General features: G+C 41.8%; 20 protein-coding genes. 15 read left to right on the top strand and 5 right to left on the bottom strand.

Going from position 1 to position 19324, the window contains the following annotated elements; translation table 11 throughout:
• The first annotated feature begins 13 nt into the window (after positions 1-13).
• From G8782_RS09135 to G8782_RS09150, 4 genes are all read left to right on the top strand, one after another.
• The gene (locus tag G8782_RS09135) at positions 14-895 is read left to right on the top strand and encodes a putative RNA methyltransferase (RefSeq protein ID WP_172370624.1); all 882 of its coding nucleotides are present in this window, start codon (positions 14-16) and stop codon (positions 893-895) included.
• A gap of 95 nt (positions 896-990) precedes the next feature.
• Positions 991-1644 (top strand): pentapeptide repeat-containing protein, encoded by a 654-nt coding sequence (locus G8782_RS09140; RefSeq protein ID WP_172370625.1) that lies wholly within the window; start codon positions 991-993, stop codon positions 1642-1644.
• A gap of 37 nt (positions 1645-1681) precedes the next feature.
• On the top strand, positions 1682-2149 hold the full coding sequence (locus G8782_RS09145; protein ID WP_172370626.1) for a hypothetical protein: 468 nt from the start codon (positions 1682-1684) through the stop codon (positions 2147-2149).
• Between the two features lie 6 nt (positions 2150-2155).
• A complete protein-coding gene (locus G8782_RS09150; protein ID WP_172370627.1) occupies positions 2156-2320 on the top strand; it encodes a hypothetical protein in 165 nt (54 codons plus the stop codon).
• Positions 2321-2369: 49 nt separating this feature from the next.
• Here G8782_RS09150 and G8782_RS09155 read toward each other — a convergent pair whose 3' ends face one another.
• The 4 genes from G8782_RS09155 to G8782_RS09170 form a co-directional block, all read right to left on the bottom strand.
• Entirely contained in the window at positions 2370-4502 is a 2133-nt protein-coding gene (locus tag G8782_RS09155) for an MMPL family transporter (RefSeq protein WP_246231617.1), read from the bottom strand.
• A gap of 158 nt (positions 4503-4660) precedes the next feature.
• Positions 4661-4861, bottom strand: a complete 201-nt coding sequence (locus tag G8782_RS09160; protein WP_172370628.1) for a cold-shock protein — start codon at positions 4859-4861, stop codon at positions 4661-4663.
• Between the two features lie 161 nt (positions 4862-5022).
• Positions 5023-6021 carry an inorganic phosphate transporter gene (locus G8782_RS09165; protein WP_172370629.1) on the bottom strand — a complete coding sequence of 333 codons (999 nt, stop codon included), beginning with the start codon at positions 6019-6021 and terminating at the stop codon, positions 5023-5025.
• A gap of 11 nt (positions 6022-6032) precedes the next feature.
• A complete protein-coding gene (locus G8782_RS09170; RefSeq protein WP_172370630.1) occupies positions 6033-6653 on the bottom strand; it encodes a DUF47 domain-containing protein in 621 nt (206 codons plus the stop codon).
• A gap of 202 nt (positions 6654-6855) precedes the next feature.
• Between G8782_RS09170 and G8782_RS09175 the strand changes: the two genes are divergently transcribed.
• From G8782_RS09175 to G8782_RS09210, 8 genes are all read left to right on the top strand, one after another.
• The gene (locus G8782_RS09175; protein ID WP_172370631.1) at positions 6856-7398 is read left to right on the top strand and encodes an NfeD family membrane protein; all 543 of its coding nucleotides are present in this window, start codon (positions 6856-6858) and stop codon (positions 7396-7398) included.
• 20 nt (positions 7399-7418) lie between these two features.
• Complete coding sequence (gene floT, locus G8782_RS09180) at positions 7419-8957, top strand: flotillin lipid rafts scaffold protein FloT (protein WP_172370632.1); 1539 nt, start codon at positions 7419-7421, stop codon at positions 8955-8957.
• Positions 8958-9428: 471 nt separating this feature from the next.
• The gene (locus G8782_RS09185; protein WP_172370633.1) at positions 9429-10127 is read left to right on the top strand and encodes an ABC transporter ATP-binding protein; all 699 of its coding nucleotides are present in this window, start codon (positions 9429-9431) and stop codon (positions 10125-10127) included.
• A complete protein-coding gene (locus tag G8782_RS09190; protein ID WP_172370634.1) occupies positions 10117-11421 on the top strand; it encodes an ABC transporter permease in 1305 nt (434 codons plus the stop codon). Before G8782_RS09185 ends, G8782_RS09190 begins: the two co-directional genes overlap by 11 nt.
• 244 nt (positions 11422-11665) lie before the next feature.
• Positions 11666-13051 (top strand): class II fumarate hydratase, encoded by a 1386-nt coding sequence (fumC, locus tag G8782_RS09195; protein ID WP_172370635.1) that lies wholly within the window; start codon positions 11666-11668, stop codon positions 13049-13051.
• A 404-nt stretch (positions 13052-13455) separates the two neighbouring features.
• Positions 13456-14211 carry a GTP cyclohydrolase II gene (locus G8782_RS09200; protein ID WP_172370636.1) on the top strand — a complete coding sequence of 252 codons (756 nt, stop codon included), beginning with the start codon at positions 13456-13458 and terminating at the stop codon, positions 14209-14211.
• Positions 14204-15301 carry a bifunctional diaminohydroxyphosphoribosylaminopyrimidine deaminase/5-amino-6-(5-phosphoribosylamino)uracil reductase RibD gene (ribD, locus tag G8782_RS09205; protein ID WP_172370637.1) on the top strand — a complete coding sequence of 366 codons (1098 nt, stop codon included), beginning with the start codon at positions 14204-14206 and terminating at the stop codon, positions 15299-15301. The genes G8782_RS09200 and ribD overlap by 8 nt, the downstream gene beginning before the upstream one ends.
• Positions 15302-15312: 11 nt before the next feature.
• Positions 15313-15888 carry a 5' nucleotidase, NT5C type gene (locus G8782_RS09210; RefSeq protein WP_172370638.1) on the top strand — a complete coding sequence of 192 codons (576 nt, stop codon included), beginning with the start codon at positions 15313-15315 and terminating at the stop codon, positions 15886-15888.
• 235 nt (positions 15889-16123) lie between these two features.
• Here the strand turns inward: G8782_RS09210 and G8782_RS09215 are convergent, their stop codons facing one another.
• Positions 16124-16966, bottom strand: coding sequence for a formate/nitrite transporter family protein (locus tag G8782_RS09215; RefSeq protein ID WP_172370639.1), 843 nt, complete (start codon positions 16964-16966; stop codon positions 16124-16126).
• Positions 16967-17448: 482 nt separating this feature from the next.
• On the opposite strand from G8782_RS09215, the gene G8782_RS09220 reads away from it, so the two are divergent.
• From G8782_RS09220 to G8782_RS09230, 3 genes are all read left to right on the top strand, one after another.
• Positions 17449-17949, top strand: coding sequence for a PCYCGC motif-containing (lipo)protein (locus G8782_RS09220; protein WP_172370640.1), 501 nt, complete (start codon positions 17449-17451; stop codon positions 17947-17949).
• A 77-nt stretch (positions 17950-18026) separates the two neighbouring features.
• Positions 18027-18683: a Dph6-related ATP pyrophosphatase gene (locus tag G8782_RS09225; RefSeq protein ID WP_172370641.1), complete on the top strand. Its 657-nt coding sequence runs from the start codon at positions 18027-18029 to the stop codon at positions 18681-18683.
• Positions 18684-18722: 39 nt separating this feature from the next.
• Positions 18723-19268, top strand: coding sequence for a hypothetical protein (locus G8782_RS09230; protein ID WP_172370642.1), 546 nt, complete (start codon positions 18723-18725; stop codon positions 19266-19268).
• Positions 19269-19324 lie beyond the last annotated feature (56 nt).

The following is a 19324-nucleotide window of genomic DNA, read 5'->3' on the forward strand; positions in this document are numbered from 1 at the left end:
CGGAGAAAAAGTAATGATATCTAAAAAAATGATGAATGCGGAACAAATTGAAAAGAACGCCCATCTATTTAGTTGTCCAGTTTGCGGGACGGAACTAATACTTATCGACAAGTCCCGGCTTGTCTGCACGAAAAATCATTCGTTCGACTTATCGAGACAAGGTTATGTGAATCTGACCTCGGGAGGACATCTCACGAAATACGATAAAGCTCTCTTTGAAGCAAGGAAAACGATAATCGATAGCGGATTTTTTAATCCGGTGCTAGATAGTAGTACAAATTTAATTTCAAAACAACTAGAAGATAAACTAGAAGCGGTGATCATCGATGCGGGGTGCGGTGAAGGATCCCATTTATCGACCATACTCTCTAAACTCCGAAAAAATGTCACAGGCGTTGGAATTGATCTTTCAAAAGAAGGAATTCTAGCCGCTGCAAAGGATCATCCCGGCAATATATGGGCTGTGGCGGACCTTGCAAATTGCCCGTTTGCCGATGAACAATTTGATGTCATTCTCAATATTTTATCGCCCGCAAACTACGCTGAATTTACTCGGCTCCTCAAACCGGATGGATTGTTTTTGAAAGTCGTACCGGAACAGGACTATTTGAAAGAGTTGCGTGCTGTATTTTACGATGAAGCCGGGCGCGAACAAGATGCAGATCCGGCCGCCCGAGTGGCGGAACATTTTAGCGATGTAAAGACGGAACGAATCACATATCAATTCCCGCTCGATCAGGAACTGCTCGCGAAGTTAATTCGCATGACGCCGTTGACCTGGGGAGCGAGCGGAGAAAAGGTGAACGAAGCGCTCCGTATCGGGATTCCATCAATTACAATCGACTTTACTATTATTATAGCTACACAGAGAAATGAGGGTGCATTTGAATGTTGAGCAGTATTCCAGGTTGGTTTTATATTCTTGCCATTGCAGTTGTAGTTTTATTCATCATCTTCACAGAATGGAAAACGCGTTAGGGGGAATTAGGCTTGACTAAAAAGAAAATAGGCAAACGGCAACGGCCGAAAGTCTCGCTAGTTCATGAAGAGCTGTCGGTCGCTGATGTCTGGAGCTTTGATGGGCACATAGAAAAATCTAGCTTTACCGGCGGGACTTTAGAAGGTTCTGAAGATGAAAGGCTATCATTTGATGATGTCTACTTTAAAGAGGTATCCTTTTCAGGTTGCGAATTAAGAGCAGCTGAATTCGTTGACGTTGTTTTTCAAAACTGCGATTTTTCGAATGCTAATTTTCAAAACGCATTTTTCCATCGTTGTGAATTTGTGAATTCTAAATTAACGGGCGCTGATTTTGCAAACTCGAAAGTGAGCCATACATTATTCGATGAGTGCGAGGCACGCTATAGCAACTTCAGTTTTTCTGGAATGAAAGAAGTCGACTATGCGAATAGTAATTTATCGGACAGCGATTTTTATGAATGCACTTTTAAAGAAGTTCGTTTTTCCAAATGCAAAATGGACAATATTAATTTCTCCGAAACGGATTTAAAAGGCGTGGATTTATCGGATAGCACCTATGAGCGAATTGAAGTCACGCTTCCGAACATCACAGGCTGTATCGTTTCAAAAGAACAAGCGATTGGCTTTGCCCGCGTTCTGGGATTAACAGTAAAAGAATCGTAATGCTATTCTAAAATATAAAATGAAAAGAGAGAACCCTATGCTAACATTTGAACAAAAACAAGAAATTATTGAATCATTTCCAGAATTGACACGAAAAGAAGTATCCATGAAGCGCGTGAATTACCATTACGAAGATAGCGTGTTAGACAAAACAGTCGTCGTGCAACATCTCCATCCGAACGGCAATGCATTCGTGTATGTCGCGGGACTTCCTGGCTACAGCGCGGATGACCGAGGACTGGTTAATGTAAGAGAGGCGACAGAAGAAGAGCTTCGCAAAACGATTGCGGACTCCATTGCTTTATTATCAAAAGAAGAGGAAGAAGCAGAAACACCAGCTGTCGAAGAAACATGGGTCAACGGTGAAGGCGTCGAGCTGAAATTAGTCGAAGAAGAAGGCGCTTGGAATATTTATCACGGACTGAACTTAGAAGAAAGTTTCGGTAACTACGGCTACGCGCAAAGTTACTTGAAAGACGAGCAGTTTACACAAGTTAAGGAGTGATTGAAAATGAAAGGAAAGCATCTAGTGATTGGAATCGTCCTTTTCGTGATCGTGATTGTCGCAGCCATTTATTTTTCAGTCATGGCTGAGTATGATAAAGATCGGAATGGTGAAGAGAAGGATGTATCCATTATTGATGTGGATGTTGATTCGCAAATACTGAACGTCTAAAAGAAAAAGTTGTCTGCACTTTCGGGAACCCGATGTACAGACAACTTTTTTATTTACCTTTATAAAGCCCTTTCCCGAACGGCAACCACCAGTTCCATTTGCCGAATAACTTCATCAAACTTGGAACAAGCAGCAGGCGAATGATCGTCGCGTCGATAGCGACTGCGATGGCGATGCCGACCCCGATTTGCTTCACGGGCATGACATCTGTGAAGGCGAAGGCCCCCGTTAGCACAATCATAATTAGCGCAGCGGACGTAATCACTTTACTCGTCGTCGCGAGTCCTTCAACCGTTGCTTTGTCATTATCGAAGGAATTCGCATACTCTTCCTGCATCCTTGATATTAAGAAGACTTCATAGTCCATGCTTAATCCGAAGACAAGGCTAAAGACGATGACAGGAATAATGAGCGCGATAGATCCCGCGGTGAGTCCGAAGTGCCCGTATTGAAAGATGTACACGAGAATCCCGAATGTAGCGGACAATCCGATGATATTCATCAGTATCGCCTTAATAGGAATTAACAGAGATCTGAATGCAATCATGAGAATAAAGAAAGTCGTTACAACAATTAATCCGAGAACATAGCCGATTTTATCCCAGATTTCATCGAAGATTTCTTGGTTGAATTTTGCTGCTCCGCCAATCAGTAAATTCCAATCAGTCTCCAAATCCGACCAATCCCGAACCCAATCCTGCGCTTCTTCGGATGAACCATCCGCTGAAAGCGTTACAGGAATCATGAGTGTTTCAACCTTCACGAATGTTTCGAGCAGCGGGGTGAGTCCCGCCGCCATTTCAGGAACTTGCATAGCTTGATTCCACTCGTCAACCGAGCCGATTTCGCTCGCGCTAAAAATCGTGGTTGCATTTTTAACGAGATTATCACTTTGCAATTGATCTTCAAGTTCTTTCATCGACTTTAAACCATCTTCATCTTCCCAACCGCCAGACCGCTCGGCAATCACATAAAGTGAAGATTCACCTGAAAGATCAAATTCTTTTTCGACCAATTCAAAAGCAGAACGGGAATCATACGACTCCGGGAGAGAATCGATTTCAGGAATCGACAACTCCATGTTTTTCACTGGAATTACCGCGATGCCGAGTAAAATTACAGCGACAAGTGTAATTAGAACCGGACGTTTAATCACCGCATTGGCAAATCTACGCCAAGCATTCGAGCCATTCGAGCTTACTTTTAAAATGCGCAGTTTTTCAATTCGATCACCAAGTGCAATAAGAACGGAAGGGAGCAGTGTCACGGAACTAAGCACCGCCATTGCAACAACAATCATCCCGCCGACTGCAATGTTTTGGAAAATGTCAACTCGAATCAATAACATCGCCCCGAGCCCGATAAACACGCAAAACGCTGAAAAAATAACCGAACGCCCTGCAGTGAGAATCGTGGTGGTTGTCGCATCGAGTATATCGCTATGAACTCGTTCTTCACGGAAGCGGCTAATAAATAATAAGGCGAAGTCAATACTAAGCGCGAGACCAAGCATCGGAATAATATTTAATACGAATATAGATAAATCGATTTGAGCGCCTAAAATCGTCAAGATACCAAAGGATGACACGACTGTGACGATTCCGATCATAAGTGGAACCATCGATGCAACTACAGTCCCGAATGCAAACAGCAATACAATAATCGCGATCGGAAGTCCAATCGCCTCAGCCGTAATAAGGTCTTTCTGACTTGCTGTGTTAATATCTTTAGAAATTGCAGAGGCACCTGTCAACGTAATTCCGTCTTTATCCCCGATGGCGTCGCGGATATCCGTTACGACATCGGACATATTATCGGTTTCATCTCCAAAGTGGAGAAGAGCATAGGACACGTCTTCTTTATAGAGTGATTCATCCTCTAGCGGTGAATCAATTGCAGAGGTCACATCAAGTTTTTCGATATCTTCAATCGTATATGAAATCATTTCATCATCGACACGATCGAATACGAGCAACATGGTTTCGGCTGGCATATCAAATTCTTCTGAAACAATATCCATGACGGCCGCATGATCTCCGTTCATTTCAAAGCCGTCGCCTTCCAACATGCTAGGGAGGCGAATCGCGAAAAGTGCCATGATGATAAAGATGGCAATCCATGAAATAATTATGTATTTATAGCTACTTGTAACAAAGCGAGCGAGTGTGCGCAAGGTAGTCATTCCTTCCGTTGGTAAAATTAAACTTTATTCTTATATAATAACGGAAATAGTTTAAAAAGTCTTTTATCCATACGATAGATATGCGTTTATTTATAAAAAATAAACAAAGAAAAAAAGCCATCCCCCTGAGGGAATGGCTTTTGAATGGTTAGTTCAAATTAGTTTTTTTCAACGTTTGAAGCTTGAAGTCCACGTTCGCCTTGTTCGATTTCGAAAGTTACGTCTTGGCCTTCTTCAAGAGACTTGAATCCTTCGCCTTGGATAGCTGAGAAATGTACGAATACGTCGTCCCCATCTTCACGTTCGATGAATCCAAAACCTTTTTCTGCGTTAAACCATTTTACTTTACCTTGTTCCATGTTTGTTTCCTCCTCGTGTGTAATGTTTACACACATTGTGTTACTATCCTTGCTCAAGTCTTGAAGCGGTCAAGATTTCCGAGACCATCATGTTGTCGAACAAAAATAATTCTTCTTTATCATAACAGGGATATTCGCAGAATGCAAGTGAAATGTTTAAATTAAAAAAACAATTCAAGAACTTTATATACAATTGCGGCAAGTGCAGCAGAAATCGGCAATGTAATAATCCATGTTAAAATGATTCTTTGCGCGACGCCCCAGTTGACTCCGCGAACACGTTGCGCTGTTCCGACTCCCATAATAGCTGAAGAAATAACATGCGTCGTACTAACTGGCAAATGAAGTAATGTTGCGGCGAAAATAATACCAGCAGAAGATAAGTCAGCAGCCGCTCCGTTAACAGGACGAATTTTCATGATTTTAGTTCCGACCGTCTTTATGATTTTATAGCCGCCGACAGAAGTTCCTAGTCCCATAGCTGCAGCCGCCGAAACCCGGACCCATAGTTGAATGTCTTCGCCGGCTTGCAGTCCGCCTGCGATAAGGGCCATTGTAATGATTCCCATCGCTTTTTGCGCATCATTTGTTCCGTGGGTGAACGCTTGAAGGGCAGCTGTCCCGATTTGCAAATAACGGATTCGAGTATTCGCCGTGAATAAATTTCTATTTTTCAATAAAACCTTGAATAACGACATCATTAAGAATCCGACAATTAAAGCGATAAAAGGCGATATAATAAGCGCCTGTAAAATTTTACTGAAGCCCCTGTAATTTAAAATGCCGAATCCAGCAGCGGAAATTGCGGCCCCGGCAATCGATCCGATCAAGGCATGGGAAGAACTCGATGGAATCCCAAAATACCAAGTAATCAGGTTCCAAGCAATGGCCGCTATTAACGCCGCTAAAATGACAAGTGCCCCGTTATCAAGATGGAACGGATCAACGATGTCTTTGGAAATTGTTTTCGCGACACCAGTGAAAGTCAGGGCTCCGATAAAGTTCATGATCGCAGCCATGTAAACAGCCGTTCGCGGTCTTAATGCCCGTGTTGAAACCGAAGTTGCAATTGCATTTGCGGTATCGTGGAATCCGTTAATGAAATCAAATGTGAGCGCGAATATAACGACAAGTATTGTGAGGAGTAGAATCGTATCCATTTAGCTCCCCCTTATGCGTTACGCATAATAATGGTTTCAATTGTATTTGCAACGTCTTCACAGTAATCTGCTACATCTTCGAGTTGTTCATAAATGTCTTTGAATTGAATAATTCGAATCGGGTCTTTTTCAGTTATGAAAAGTTGTTTAATAGATGTTCGGTAAATCTCATCGCATATGCTCTCAAATCCCTTGATTTTAACAGCATGTTCGCGCATCTCGACAAGTTTTTTCTTGGATAGTAATTGCATTGCTAAGACTATTTCATCAGTGCTTTTCACAATGTTGTCCATAAAAGAATGAACATACTCATCAACATCAATGAGCGAAAACATTTCGAGATGTGCTGAAAAATGCTCGATCCCATCAAGGATGTCATCCATTTTAATCGAAAGTTGCAAAATATCTTCCCGCTCAATGGGTGTCATAAATGATGTATTAAGCTTCGTTGTTAGCTCATAAACAAGAGAATCGCATTCTCTTTCATAATTTTTAAGTTTTATACTTACCTCTTTCAAATCAGCAATATTATTAATTTTGAAGTCATCTGCATAGTGAACAGCTTCCTGAACATGCTCCGCGATCGCCAATAAAGCCGTGAAAAAGGGATCTGTTTTTCGTAAACTAAACATTATAAAGCCTCCATCCGTATTACCGGAATTTAATTATGAACAACTTGATTATACCAAATAAACTCAAAAATCAAAAGTTTAGAAGATTTAATAAATAGAATCTGTATTATGGAAAATAAAACTTATTTAATTTGAAACTTTCGCGAACTTCATACGTATCTGTATTGGAAGAAGAGTATAGTAGTGTAAAGGGGTGTGGAAAATGGAACTATTTGGTTTACCTATCGTGCAATTTTACTTGTATGCGTTAATCATTTTAGGTCTGATTACAATTTTGTATGTCTTTTTCAGTGATATCGCGGAAGGAATCGGTGAAGGAAGTCCATTTTTGGATCCAGCGGTTGTACTTTCTTTTCTAACGTTCACGGCTGCTACCGGCTATATTCTGGAACTCACGATGGACTGGAATAGCGGCATCATTATAATTGTAGCTTTAGCCATCGCCTTTGTACTCGATTTACTACTTTACTTTTTTGTTTTACTTCCGCTTTCGTCGGCAGAAGTGTCACTGGCCTACACGGATGCTTCATTATCTGGGCAAGTTGGTAAGGTAATCGTACCCGTGCCAGTCGACGGATTCGGCGAGGTCGTCATTGAAACAGTGAATGGACTTATTTCAAAACGTGCTTCCGGTTATGAAAACAGCAGCATTGATTACGGAAAAGAAGTACTTGTAATTGATGTAAAAGAAGGCACGCTTATTGTAAAAGAATATGAACCATTCCGTTTCGCAGATTCTAAATAAAAACTTAAGGGGGAAACACAATGCCGGAAACTTGGTTAGCAATTGGAATTGTAGTATTTGTTTTATTGGCAGTAATTCTTGTGTACATTTCAAAATACAAAACAGTCGGTCCAGACGAAGCGCTTATCGTAACTGGTAGTTATCTAGGGACCAAAAACGTCCATACAGACGATTCAGGAAACCGCGTGAAAATCATTCGTGGTGGAGGTACATTCGTATTTCCAGTGTTCCAACAAGCAAAACCGCTGAGCCTCTTATCGAGCAAGCTTGAAGTGACAACGCCTGAAGTCTATACAGAGCAGGGCGTTCCGGTAATGGCAGATGGAACTGCGATTATTAAAATCGGTGGATCGATTACTGAAATCGCAACTGCGGCTGAACAGTTTTTAGGAAAATCAAAAGAAGATCGTGAAAATGAAGCGAAAGAAGTTTTAGAAGGTCACTTGAGATCGATTTTAGGATCAATGACCGTTGAAGAGATTTATAAGAACCGTGATATGTTCTCCCAGGAAGTGCAACGTGTCGCATCACAGGACCTTTCCAAAATGGGACTCGTCATCGTTTCATTTACAATTAAAGATGTTCGCGATAAAAACGGCTACCTCGATTCACTCGGAAAACCGCGTATTGCACAAGTGAAACGCGATGCAGATATTGCAACCGTTGAAGCGGAAAAAGAAACGCGTATTAAAAATGCCGAAGCATCGAAAGAAGCACAAAAAGCGGAGCTTGAACGTGCAACTGAAATTGCTGAAGCAGAAAAAGAGAATCAGTTAAAAGTCGCGGAATATCGTCTTGAGCAAGACCGCGCAAAAGCACGTGCGGACCAAGCATACGAATTGCAATCAGCTCGTTCCAAACAAGAAGTTATGGAGCAAGAAATGCAAATTCAAATCATCGAGCGTCAAAAGCAAATCGAACTTGAAGAAAATGAAATCTTGCGTCGCGAGAAGCAGTACGACTCCGAAGTTAAGAAGAAAGCGGATGCGGATCGTTACGCAATCGAACAAAATGCAGCAGCCGCAAAATCTAGACAAATGGCTGAAGCAGATGCCGAGAAATATAGTATTGAAGCTAGAGCAACAGCTGATGCGGAAAAGGTGCGCCTTGAAGGTCAGGCGAGAGCGGATTCTCAACGTGCACAAGGTGAATCCGAAGCAGATATCATCCGCTTGAAAGGTCTCGCAGAAGCCGAAGCGAAACGCAAAATCGCTGAAGCGTTCGAACAATACGGCCAGGCTGCAATGCTTGATATGGTCATTGAAATGATTCCTGAGTACGCGAAACAAATTGCCAGCCCGCTTTCAAACATCGACAAAATTACAGTCGTCGACACAGGTGGCGGAGAAGGCGGCGGTGCGAACAAAGTAACATCTTACGCAACCGACCTAATGTCAACACTCCAAGAAACATTAAAAGCCACTTCAGGCATCGACGTCAAAGAAATGCTCGAAAGCTACGCGGGCAAACACAATCTGCGCCCAAGCATCGACCAACTAACACACGCCGTACAAAACAGCGACCCGGTCGAAGCTGAAACTGCAACAACAAAAGAATAATATTTTCATCGAACGGAACCCAAAATGTCGGGTTCCGTTTTTATATTGGCATAACCAAATTCGTAACGGGAGCAACCCAGTTTAATACGGGCTTAAACGCTATGGAAAACCGAAACGCAACGAAAATAAAATCTGGAGTCGGCTTGATACGAGAATAAACGTTGGAGCACCGAGCACAACCAGCCCCGTACCGAGAGCAACCCGCTACGCACCGAGAATAAAAGGTAGAGTCGGCTTGATACGAGAATAATCGTAGGAGCACCGAGCACAACCAGCTCCGCAGCGAGAGCAACCCACGCCGCAACGTGAATAAAAGGAAGAGTCGGCTCGATACGGGAATAGAAAGAGCGCAATCTACTAGCAAGCTTCCCAAGTTCCCCCAAAAACCTTAAGAATTTCTTCATTTTTATCCTCACACAACCTTAAGAACAATCCTCTATAATAAAACCACTATCAGATGGAGGGGAAAATATGATTACGGTCAAAGGATTAAATCATTCATTCAAAATCGGCAAAAAAGGGAAAGAGAAGCATATCCCGGTGTTAAGAGATGTAAATTTTGATGTCAACGACGGAGAGATTGTTTCAATCGTCGGGAAAAGCGGTTCCGGTAAATCGACGCTTTTACATATACTCGCTGGATTCATGGCGCCGGAAAGCGGAGAAATTAAAGTGAACGGAATTGAAACTTCTATTTTCAATGAAACGGACAATGCAGAATTCAGATTGAACAATTATGGGTTTATCTTTCAAAACTTTCAACTCATGCCTGGACTGAACGCGTTTGAAAATGTCGAGTTACCGCTAAAGCTCAAAGGAATTGAAAAGGCGGAGCGCCAAGAAAAAGTGAACACGTTAATGAAATACGTCGGTCTAACAGAAGTTCAAGACCACTACCCAAACGAATTATCGGGCGGACAGCAACAACGGGTAAGTATCGCGCGCGCTCTCATCACGGATCCGCCAATCATCTTAGCGGACGAACCAACCGGAAGCCTCGACTCTGAAACAGAGCAAGAAATTCTGTTACTCATCCAATCGCTGAATAAAAACCGCGGCATCACATTCGTCATCATCACCCACGACGATGAAGTCGCCCAAACCGCAAATCGGGTTTATACAATGCACGATGGCGAATTAAAGGAAGGGGTCGTTCAACATGCAATTTAAAGATCAAATCGATTTCGTTCGACAACATATTTCGAAAAATAAATTACGCGTGTTTATGACCGTTCTTGCTGCAACGATGGGTACAGCATTTCTGATTGTACTCGCTTCAGTCGGCTTTGGCATCCACGACACAATCACCAAAGAGATTTTATCAGATCGAAAAGTAACCGAAATTCAAGTTTATGCGAGTGAAATGTCACAGGAAATAGCCGATGAATTTAAGAAAATTGATCACGTCAGTGCAGTAGTTAATCGACAAGAATTCAATGCGCAAACAGAAACAAGTTTTAAAAACATGAAAGGGAATAATGGCATCATAGCGACCGATTTTATTGAAGAGGGAAAAGTAGGATTTAAACTAGCTGAAGGAAGATTGCCGGAAAACCCGAACGAAGTTGTTGTGGGAAGCCACTTTGGTCAATTCCTCCTTACAGAGGAAGAGGCGAATGGCGAAGTCGAAGAAGGGGAAGAGGGTTTCAAAGGCTACGAAGGAAATTTAGTCGGTGAGCAATTTACAGTCCGATTAGGCGATTTCAATGGTGATATGTTCGAAAAGGACGAACTCAAACTAACAATTGTTGGTGTCGCGGCACCGCCTGCTAGAGACTGGTTCACAGATCAAAGCATCTATACAAATGCATCTCTCATTCCGACAATCGAAAAAATCTACAAGGCTAACACGGAAGTGGAACTAGATGATCATCCAGATGCCATGCATTTATTTTATAATAACGTGATGGTCTACGCCAATAACTTGGAAAACGTAAAAGCTATTACAAAAACGCTAAAAGACCAAGGACATAGTGTTTATTCCGTTACAGAAGAGTTGGATCAGCTCGACGTATTCTTTTTTGCGTTAAAAGCAGGACTAATCTTCGTGGGTACGATTGCAATATTAATTTCATCTATCGGGATCTTCAACACAATGACAATGGCGGTGACGGAACGAACTCGTGAAATCGGTGTTATGAAAGCGATTGGGGCAAAGCCGCAGTTAATTCAGAGACTTTTCCTCATGGAAAGTGCGTGGATTGGAATTTTAGGTACATTCCTTGCCATCGTGATTTCATACGGTGTCAGCATAATCGCAAACTTCGTCCTCCCGATTATTGTTACTGCAGCATTAGGCGAAGAAGATCTTGGGGGCATCCAAGTCAAGTTTTCCATCATTCCATGGCAACTCGTCGTTATCGCTTCTACCATCAGTATTAGCGTTGCAATGATTTCCGGCTGGCGTCCAGCACGAAAAGCGACGAAAATCGATGTCATCAATGCATTGAGAACTGAATTATGATAAACAAGGAAAGTAATTCAACCCAAAAATCGTAGCCGCGTTTATCAAGGTTTTGAAAGAAAAATTATAAATGACTATCAAAGTGTGTGTATATTTGATAGTCATTTTTTAATGGACTATATTTACCGCATTTTTTTCAATCCCCCAATTATTAATAAGCATTCTCTGAATGAAGTTAACATACTAAAAAGTCATGTTATAATAGAAAGGAATGTAATGATACATAACGGAAGGCGGATGAAAGATGGATTATCGTATTGAACATGACACATTTGGTGAAATTCAAGTTCCAGCGGACAAACTATGGGGTGCGCAGACACAGCGCAGTAAACAAAACTTTAAAATTGGCGGCGAAAAAATGCCGATTGGCGTCATTCGCGCATTTGCACATTTGAAAAAAGCAGCAGCGATTGCAAGCCATGCAAACGGTGCCATTTCCGATGCTAAAATGAATGCGATTTCAACAGCAGCAGACGAAATCATCGCAGGAAAACTTGACGACAACTTCCCGCTAGTCGTATGGCAAACAGGATCCGGCACGCAGTCGAACATGAACGTCAACGAAGTCATCGCATATCGCGGCAACCAATTACTTAAATCATGGGATGAAGAAGAACGCCTTCACCCAAATGATGACGTGAATAAATCTCAAAGCTCGAATGACACATTCCCGACAGCGCTTCATGTCGCAGGGGTAATCGCGGTACAAGAGCAACTACTTCCAGCGCTTGCAAAACTAAAAGAAACTTTCGCGAAAAAGTCCGAGGAATTCTCTGACATTATTAAAATCGGCCGTACGCATTTACAAGACGCAACACCATTAACGCTTGGTCAAGAAATTAGCGGATGGCACCGCATGCTCGAAAAAACTGAAAAAATGATTACAGATAGCGTCGAATCAATGAAAGAACTCGCAATCGGCGGAACAGCAGTTGGTACTGGATTGAACGCACCTGAAGGATTTGGCGACCGTGTTGCTGAAGAAATCAGCAGTGCAGTCGGCATTGAATTCACGTCTGCGAAAAATAAATTCCACTCACTGACTAGCTATGATGAAATCGTCTATGTTCACGGTGCGGTTAAAGCGCTTGCAGCAGACATCATGAAAATCGCAAACGACGTACGTTGGTTAGCAAGCGGTCCACGCTCGGGTATTGGTGAAATTACAATCCCGGAAAACGAGCCAGGAAGCTCCATTATGCCAGGAAAAGTGAACCCGACACAAAGCGAAGCGATCACAATGGTAGTCGCCCAAGTAATGGGGAACGACGCAACAATCGGATTTGCAGCGAGCCAAGGTAATTTTGAATTAAACGTTTTCAAACCGGTTATCATTTACAACTTCTTGCAATCCGTGACACTACTGGCGGATGCAATAATTAGTTTCAACGACAACTGTGCGGTAGGAATCGAACCGAACCGCGAAGTCATCGAGCATCACGTGAACAACTCCTTGATGCTCGTAACTGCGCTCAATCCTTATATCGGATATGAAAATGCAGCAAAAATCGCGAAAACTGCGCACGCAAACGGCACAACATTAAAAGAAGCTGCGCTTGCTACAGGTTTATTAACAGAAGAACAATTCGACGAATACGTTGACCCATCGAAAATGACTGGCAATTCGTAAGTTTAGTAGAATCATTTCTCATATAAAACAATAGCAAGAGGCAACTGTTTCTAAGTAACAGTTGCCTTTTGCTATTATTTATATTTATCGCAGTGCTATAATAAAAACAACTAATTGAGAACAGTTTTCAATAAATAAAGAACGAATGAGTAGGTCTATAATTCGGTTTTTAGAGAAACAATGGATTGTAATAGTACGGGTCGCTCGAATAAATTATGTACCCCGGGCAAAGTGACGTTGCTATAGCATTCGTTTTTCATACACATAAGATAGACATTATTTTTTCAAGTAAATGCTTTAATCCTATCCCTGTGAATTGGATTTTATATATGATTTATTGAAGCATAGTATCGAACGGCTAAATTTGCACAATAACTTAAATTAAAATAAAAGGAATGATTATTATGTTGCATGCGAAGCTGGAACCTGAAATCCTTGAGGTCTTAAAAGGGAAAATCAAAATGATAAAGACCGGTGAAGGCGCCATCTACTTGGTAGGTCCAATCAAACTACCCGTTAATCTGTACGGAGAAACGGTTGTTTTCCAGTGGTATTGTTGGCTAAGCCAATGCCAGGTAACGGAAAATTACCAAGAAATCATTGATAAGCTATCATCCGAGAATTTGGCGGAGTACCAACAGTCAAGCGTGCTTGTCTACGGAGATTTTGAAAACGCAGAGGATGCACTGATCCGGATGCATTCTATTTGTCATACGGGAGACATATTCGGCAGTAAAAGATGCGATTGCGGTTACCAATTAAAGCAGTCGATGAAAAACATTGCAGATCATGGGACAGGTGCGTTGTTTTATTTGGCGAACCATGAAGGGCGCGGAATTGGTTTATTTAGCAAGGCGATGGCGTATGTGCTTCAAGAGAATGGTTACGATACGGTGGAAGCAAATGAAAGTCTCGGGTTTGTCGATGATTCCAGAAATTATGAGGATGCAATTCAAGTCCTTAAAGCTTTACGAACAAAACCCGTCAAGCTGATGACGAATAATCCGAAAAAGCTAGAAGCACTGCAAGACGCTGGTCTTCCAATATCAGGACGCGAACCGCTATGGGGCGATAAGTCAGAGTATAACGAAAAGTATTTGCAGACAAAGATTATGCGTTCTGGCCATTTGGAAGAAGAAGGAACATGCCCAAATGACTAATCATTTATTTTATATGAAATTAGCCATTGAGAATGCACGTGCGATGAAAGGACAGACTGATCCGAATCCGCTTGTAGGTTCAGTTATTGTCAATGAAAATCGAATCGTTGGTATCGGTACGCATTTGAAGGCTGGAGAACCCCATGCTGAAATACATGCGATTCGAATGGCCGGTGATAAGGCGAGAGGCGGCACGATTTATGTAACCCTTGAACCGTGCTCGCATTTCGGACGGACAGGCCCGTGCGCAGTAGCTATTGTGGAAGCTGGTATCAAGACAGCAGTGATTGCTACACTGGATCCGAATCCAGTCGTCGCAGGCAACGGAGTTAAGATTTTGGAAGATGCGGGAATCGAAGTCGTCATCGGTGTAATGGAAGAGGAATCTCGAAAGATGAACGAAGTATTTAACAAATTCATCGTTGAACAAAAGCCGTTCATGACGATGAAAGCCGGAAGCACATTAGATGGGAAGATTGCTACCCATACGGCCGATAGCAAGTGGATTACTTCTGAAGAGGCGAGAAGCGATGTACATATGCTGCGCAATGAACATATGGCAATTTTAGTCGGCGTAAATACGGTAATCGAAGATGATCCTGAATTGACGACAAGGATACCGAATGGAAGGAATCCGATTCGCGTCATTTTAGATTCTACATTACGAATTCCACTGGATTCGAAGGTTGTTACCGACGAACAGGCACCCACTTGGATCTTCACGGCCAATAAATATGACCAAAAAGCCAAGAGGATATTGGAGGAACGAGGAATTTCAATTTATCCAACATCAGGGATCAAGCATGTAGACCCGAATGACGTCGTCCGTATTCTTGGTGAAAAGCTCGTTTCCTCGGTCCTGATTGAAGGGGGCGGAACTATTCACGCTGCATTTCTTGAAAACCAGCTCGTCGACAAAGTGGAGATTTATTTCGCTCCGAAACTGGTCGGAGGCTCACAGGCGCCTACATTTCTTGAAGGTGTAGGCGTCGAACTAATGCGTGATGCCGTGGACTTGGAAAATCTTCAAGTTACCCAAATCGGTAAAGATATCAAGTTCACTGGCTATCCGAAATATAAAACAAACTAAGGGAGTTTACTATGAAATTTGGTTTTGACATCGATGATACATTGATTAACCTGAGAGAACATGCTTTTAATCTATACAATAAAAAACTGAATCGTGATGTGCAAGTAGATCTCTTTCATGCGCTGGATAAAGTTGAGATTCACGAGCTTTTCGGCATGACAGCCGAGCAGGGAAGCGAGATGTGGAACAGTTCATTAGATGAAATCTATTACACATCATGCCCGCCCTATCCGGATGCCGTGGAAATATTGCAAAGGCTAGAAAGCGAAGGGCATGAAATTTATTATATTACGGCAAGGCCGAAAGAACATGGTCAGCGTACGATGGAATGGATGATTGCCAACAAGTTTCCGGTTCGCAAAGACAGGTTTTTTTACGGAATGAATGATGAAGACAAGGTTCATATTATCAATGATCTAGAACTTGATTATTACTTTGATGACAAGCCTGCCGTTTTGGAGACATTAAGAAACCACCCATTAAAGTTGTATGCAAAAACGCAGTCCTACAATAAACATTTGGACATACCACGGATTGAAGACTGGTCTGACCTAATCGATATACTCATCGAAGAACAAATATTGTAATTGGATTATTAATAAATTCCAAGATAATTAAAAGACAACCGCTTAATATATTGAGGTTGTCTTTTATAAATATATTCTGGAAGATGAAAGGAGAAACCGCACAATGCCCTATACTTATTAATTAAGCAGGAGGGGGTTAATAAAAAGCCAAATTCCTGTCGACTCATCATTATATCAAATTGGCATATGATCATTTTTTTGCAACAGCTTCCATCCAATCAACATATTTTAAACTTTAACCAACCTTCCTCTCTTTTCGATCAACTGAACTAAGTTTCACTTCATCTCTTTGATCGACTGATCTTAGTTTCACTTCATCTTGTTTATAAACCACAAAATAGAATAAACCGACTATAATAGCTCCACCAACCAAATTTCCAAAAAAGACAGGAATGATATTTGGCAAGAATGTATTCCATGATAATTCCCCTGCAAAAATAGCCGCTGGAATCACGAACATATTGGCAACAACGTGCTGAAATCCTATTAATACAAATGTCATAACAGGGAACCAAATGGCTAAGATTTTCCCGAAAAAGTCTTTTGCCCCATAACATAGCCAAACGGCCATGCCAACAAGCCAGTTACAGCCAATTCCAGAGACAAACGCGACCCAAAAAGTATCATTAATTTTTGACTCTGCTGTAAGAACCGTTTTTTCTAAAAAGGCACCTTCTGTTAAACCAACAAAATGCCCAAAGAAATAAGCAATAAACAATGCACCTAGAAAATTAAAGAAAGTGATAAGAAGCAAGTTACGCACTAACTGTGAAAGCTTTACCTTTTTAGCGAAATAAGCGATGCTAACTGCCATCATATTGCCTGTCAGCAACTCTCCTCCGCCAAGTAAAATTAGGACTAACCCTACAGGGAAAACAGCAGCCCCAATAAGTGTCACTAGTCCTCCCCATTCATTCGGCATTGTACCCGTTACACGGATACAAGCAAGATAACCTAGAGCAATAAATGCTCCTCCCAAAAAACCTAATAAGGCAACTGCAGTATTTGAAATGTTTGCCTTCTCAGTCCCCTTTTGAATGGCGATATCTGCAATTTCCTTTGGATTATAGTAGTTCATTTAAACCTCTCCTAGGAACTATTCGTTATTGTGAAAGATATCACATAAAGAATAAGAATACAATGGACAAAATATGAAGATTTCGACCTGAGACAAATCAATCATTTCGAAGAAAATTAATCGGTTTTATTGATTATTTCTTTAATTATGGGATGGATTTTTGTTGGAAGACTAATTCTATTGATAGCTTTGTTTACGAAGCAGTAAGAGGAACATTGGGGTAAGAACACTTACGGAACTAACGCTACTCGAGGAGCAAGAGTTGATGATGAATTTACTGCTTAGAAAGAAGAAATATTAAGATTGCTAGACTTAACGATCAAAGCTGTCAGCACTAACTAACATGCATTGTTACGCCTTTTGCTAATTTATTAGTCAAGAGGCTTTTCAGCTTCTGCTAATTGTTCACGAAATTGTAACTCCTAAAACGGACAATTTTGGCTATGCTAGAAGGATAACTATGCAATTTGGAGTGATGACACTTGAAGAAAACATTACTATTGATTTTCCTAGCGATAGTTCTCGTTCTATCAGCTTGTGGAAAAAATACAAATACAACACATGAAAAGCACGATTTGGCAGTCGGCGAGCAGCATCAGCTTCCCAATGGTGATCTACAAGAAGTGACCGCTTCAACTGATATTTTGCCGTCGTTTCTTGATGATAAACCCGAAGGTATGAGACTCGTTTATCAAGTCGCCGCTACCGCCACCGATATCATCGAGTGGATGCCGTGCTACTGCGGCTGCGGTGAAAGCGCGAATCACGGAAGCAATATGAACTGTTTCATTGATGAAATCCGTGAAGATGGTTCAGTCGTGTGGGACGATCACAGCACGCGTTGTCAAGTATGCCTGGATACCGCGGTAGATTCAGTCATGATGACCCAAGAAGGCAAGTCGCTCAAAGAAATTCGCACGATTATTGATGAAACCTACAAAGAAGGCTACGCGGAACCAACAGACACGCCAATGCCGTCATAATCAAGGAACGCAGACACGAAAAGGTGCCTGCGTTTTTTAATTCCAATGATATACTTATCTAAAAAAGGATGATTAGAATGACAGGACTACCTTTTGTAGCATCATGGAGCGGAGGCAAGGATTCCGCAATGGCTTATTACCGGGCACTAGAATCTGGGGCTGTTCCGAAAAGAGTATGGACGATGTTTGAAGAGGACCAGGAACGATCGAAATCCCACGCACTTCCAATTGAAATAGTCAAAGCGCAAGCAAAGAGTTTAGGCGTTCCGCTAATGATTCGCGGTGCGGATTGGAATGGCTACGAAGAACAGTTTTTAGATGCGATGAAAGAATGCAAAGATGCGGGAATTAATCACGGCGTATTCGGCGACATCGATTTAGAAGACCATTTAAAATGGATTCAGGAAACCTGCGCGAAAGTCAGTATCGAAGCAATTCATCCGTTATGGATGGAGTCACGAACAAAGGTGGTACAAGATTTCGTAGAAGCAGGATTTGAAGCATACATTGTCGTAGTGAATACAACAATGATGCCAAGCGAATTTGTCGGAAGGAAATTCACGACCGAACTAATTGATGAATTAGAGGCGCTCGGCATAGATTCTTGCGGTGAAGCCGGTGAATTTCATACCGTCGTCGTAGACGGGCCGATATTCAGCGAACGCGTGCCCATCGTATTTTCTGATCAACATGAACGTGATGGTTATGTGTTTTTAGATGTAATGTTGGAATGAACAAAAGCTTCTCCTATTTTGAATGAAATGAGGGATTAAATGAAACGACTACTCTTTTTTGCACTGCTTCTAACTTTAGCGCTATCTGCTTGTTCAAACGACTTGATGATTTCGGAACGTATTTTGACAGAAGAAGAATCGATACTCATAAAGAATTCAGGTGGTGAATGGGCCGACCATTTTGAAATCATCGGTCAAATTCCGAAAGGCTATGAACTCTATTTTGCAATTGAGCAATACGAAAACGGCGAGTTTATTCAAAACAATCTCCCACCTAATCCAGTCAATTTAGACACTAAAGATCGCGCGGTGAGTTTCGCTGTCATTACAGACAGTGAAAAAGGAAAGGTTCTTTTCGGACACCCAAGTGGCGTGACGACGCAGGAAATGAAAACGCTTCGAGGGGGTTCATCGAGTGCTAAAACGTTTGAAGGAAAAATCCCGGTCGAAACTGATGAACCCGTCTATTTGGCGTATTGGTACACCGGTTCCGGGAACATGTTAAAAGGAAGTGACGGTGATTTAGACGATATTAAAAGTAGGGAATTGAGTTATTTATTCAAAGCGGAGCTTAAAAAGAAGTGATTCGTAAAGTGCTGACAACAATGAAATAAGTGTACAAGAAAACCGAGCCCATTCGC

The organism is Sporosarcina jiandibaonis (assembly GCF_013184495.1).
Lineage (GTDB): Bacteria > Bacillota > Bacilli > Bacillales_A > Planococcaceae > Sporosarcina > Sporosarcina jiandibaonis.

Coding starts and splice junctions, on each gene's coding strand:
- G8782_RS09135 (WP_172370624.1), top strand. CDS start 14: ATGATATCTAAAAAAATGATGAATGCGGAACAAATTGAAAAGAACGCC.
- G8782_RS09145 (WP_172370626.1), top strand. CDS start 1,682: ATGCTAACATTTGAACAAAAACAAGAAATTATTGAATCATTTCCAGAA.
- G8782_RS09150 (WP_172370627.1), top strand. CDS start 2,156: ATGAAAGGAAAGCATCTAGTGATTGGAATCGTCCTTTTCGTGATCGTG.
- G8782_RS09155 (WP_246231617.1), bottom strand. CDS start 4,502: ATGACTACCTTGCGCACACTCGCTCGCTTTGTTACAAGTAGCTATAAA.
- G8782_RS09160 (WP_172370628.1), bottom strand. CDS start 4,861: ATGGAACAAGGTAAAGTAAAATGGTTTAACGCAGAAAAAGGTTTTGGA.
- G8782_RS09165 (WP_172370629.1), bottom strand. CDS start 6,021: ATGGATACGATTCTACTCCTCACAATACTTGTCGTTATATTCGCGCTC.
- G8782_RS09170 (WP_172370630.1), bottom strand. CDS start 6,653: ATGTTTAGTTTACGAAAAACAGATCCCTTTTTCACGGCTTTATTGGCG.
- G8782_RS09175 (WP_172370631.1), top strand. CDS start 6,856: ATGGAACTATTTGGTTTACCTATCGTGCAATTTTACTTGTATGCGTTA.
- floT (WP_172370632.1), top strand. CDS start 7,419: ATGCCGGAAACTTGGTTAGCAATTGGAATTGTAGTATTTGTTTTATTG.
- G8782_RS09185 (WP_172370633.1), top strand. CDS start 9,429: ATGATTACGGTCAAAGGATTAAATCATTCATTCAAAATCGGCAAAAAA.
- G8782_RS09190 (WP_172370634.1), top strand. CDS start 10,117: ATGCAATTTAAAGATCAAATCGATTTCGTTCGACAACATATTTCGAAA.
- fumC (WP_172370635.1), top strand. CDS start 11,666: ATGGATTATCGTATTGAACATGACACATTTGGTGAAATTCAAGTTCCA.
- G8782_RS09200 (WP_172370636.1), top strand. CDS start 13,456: ATGTTGCATGCGAAGCTGGAACCTGAAATCCTTGAGGTCTTAAAAGGG.
- ribD (WP_172370637.1), top strand. CDS start 14,204: ATGACTAATCATTTATTTTATATGAAATTAGCCATTGAGAATGCACGT.
- G8782_RS09210 (WP_172370638.1), top strand. CDS start 15,313: ATGAAATTTGGTTTTGACATCGATGATACATTGATTAACCTGAGAGAA.
- G8782_RS09215 (WP_172370639.1), bottom strand. CDS start 16,966: ATGAACTACTATAATCCAAAGGAAATTGCAGATATCGCCATTCAAAAG.
- G8782_RS09225 (WP_172370641.1), top strand. CDS start 18,027: ATGACAGGACTACCTTTTGTAGCATCATGGAGCGGAGGCAAGGATTCC.
- G8782_RS09230 (WP_172370642.1), top strand. CDS start 18,723: ATGAAACGACTACTCTTTTTTGCACTGCTTCTAACTTTAGCGCTATCT.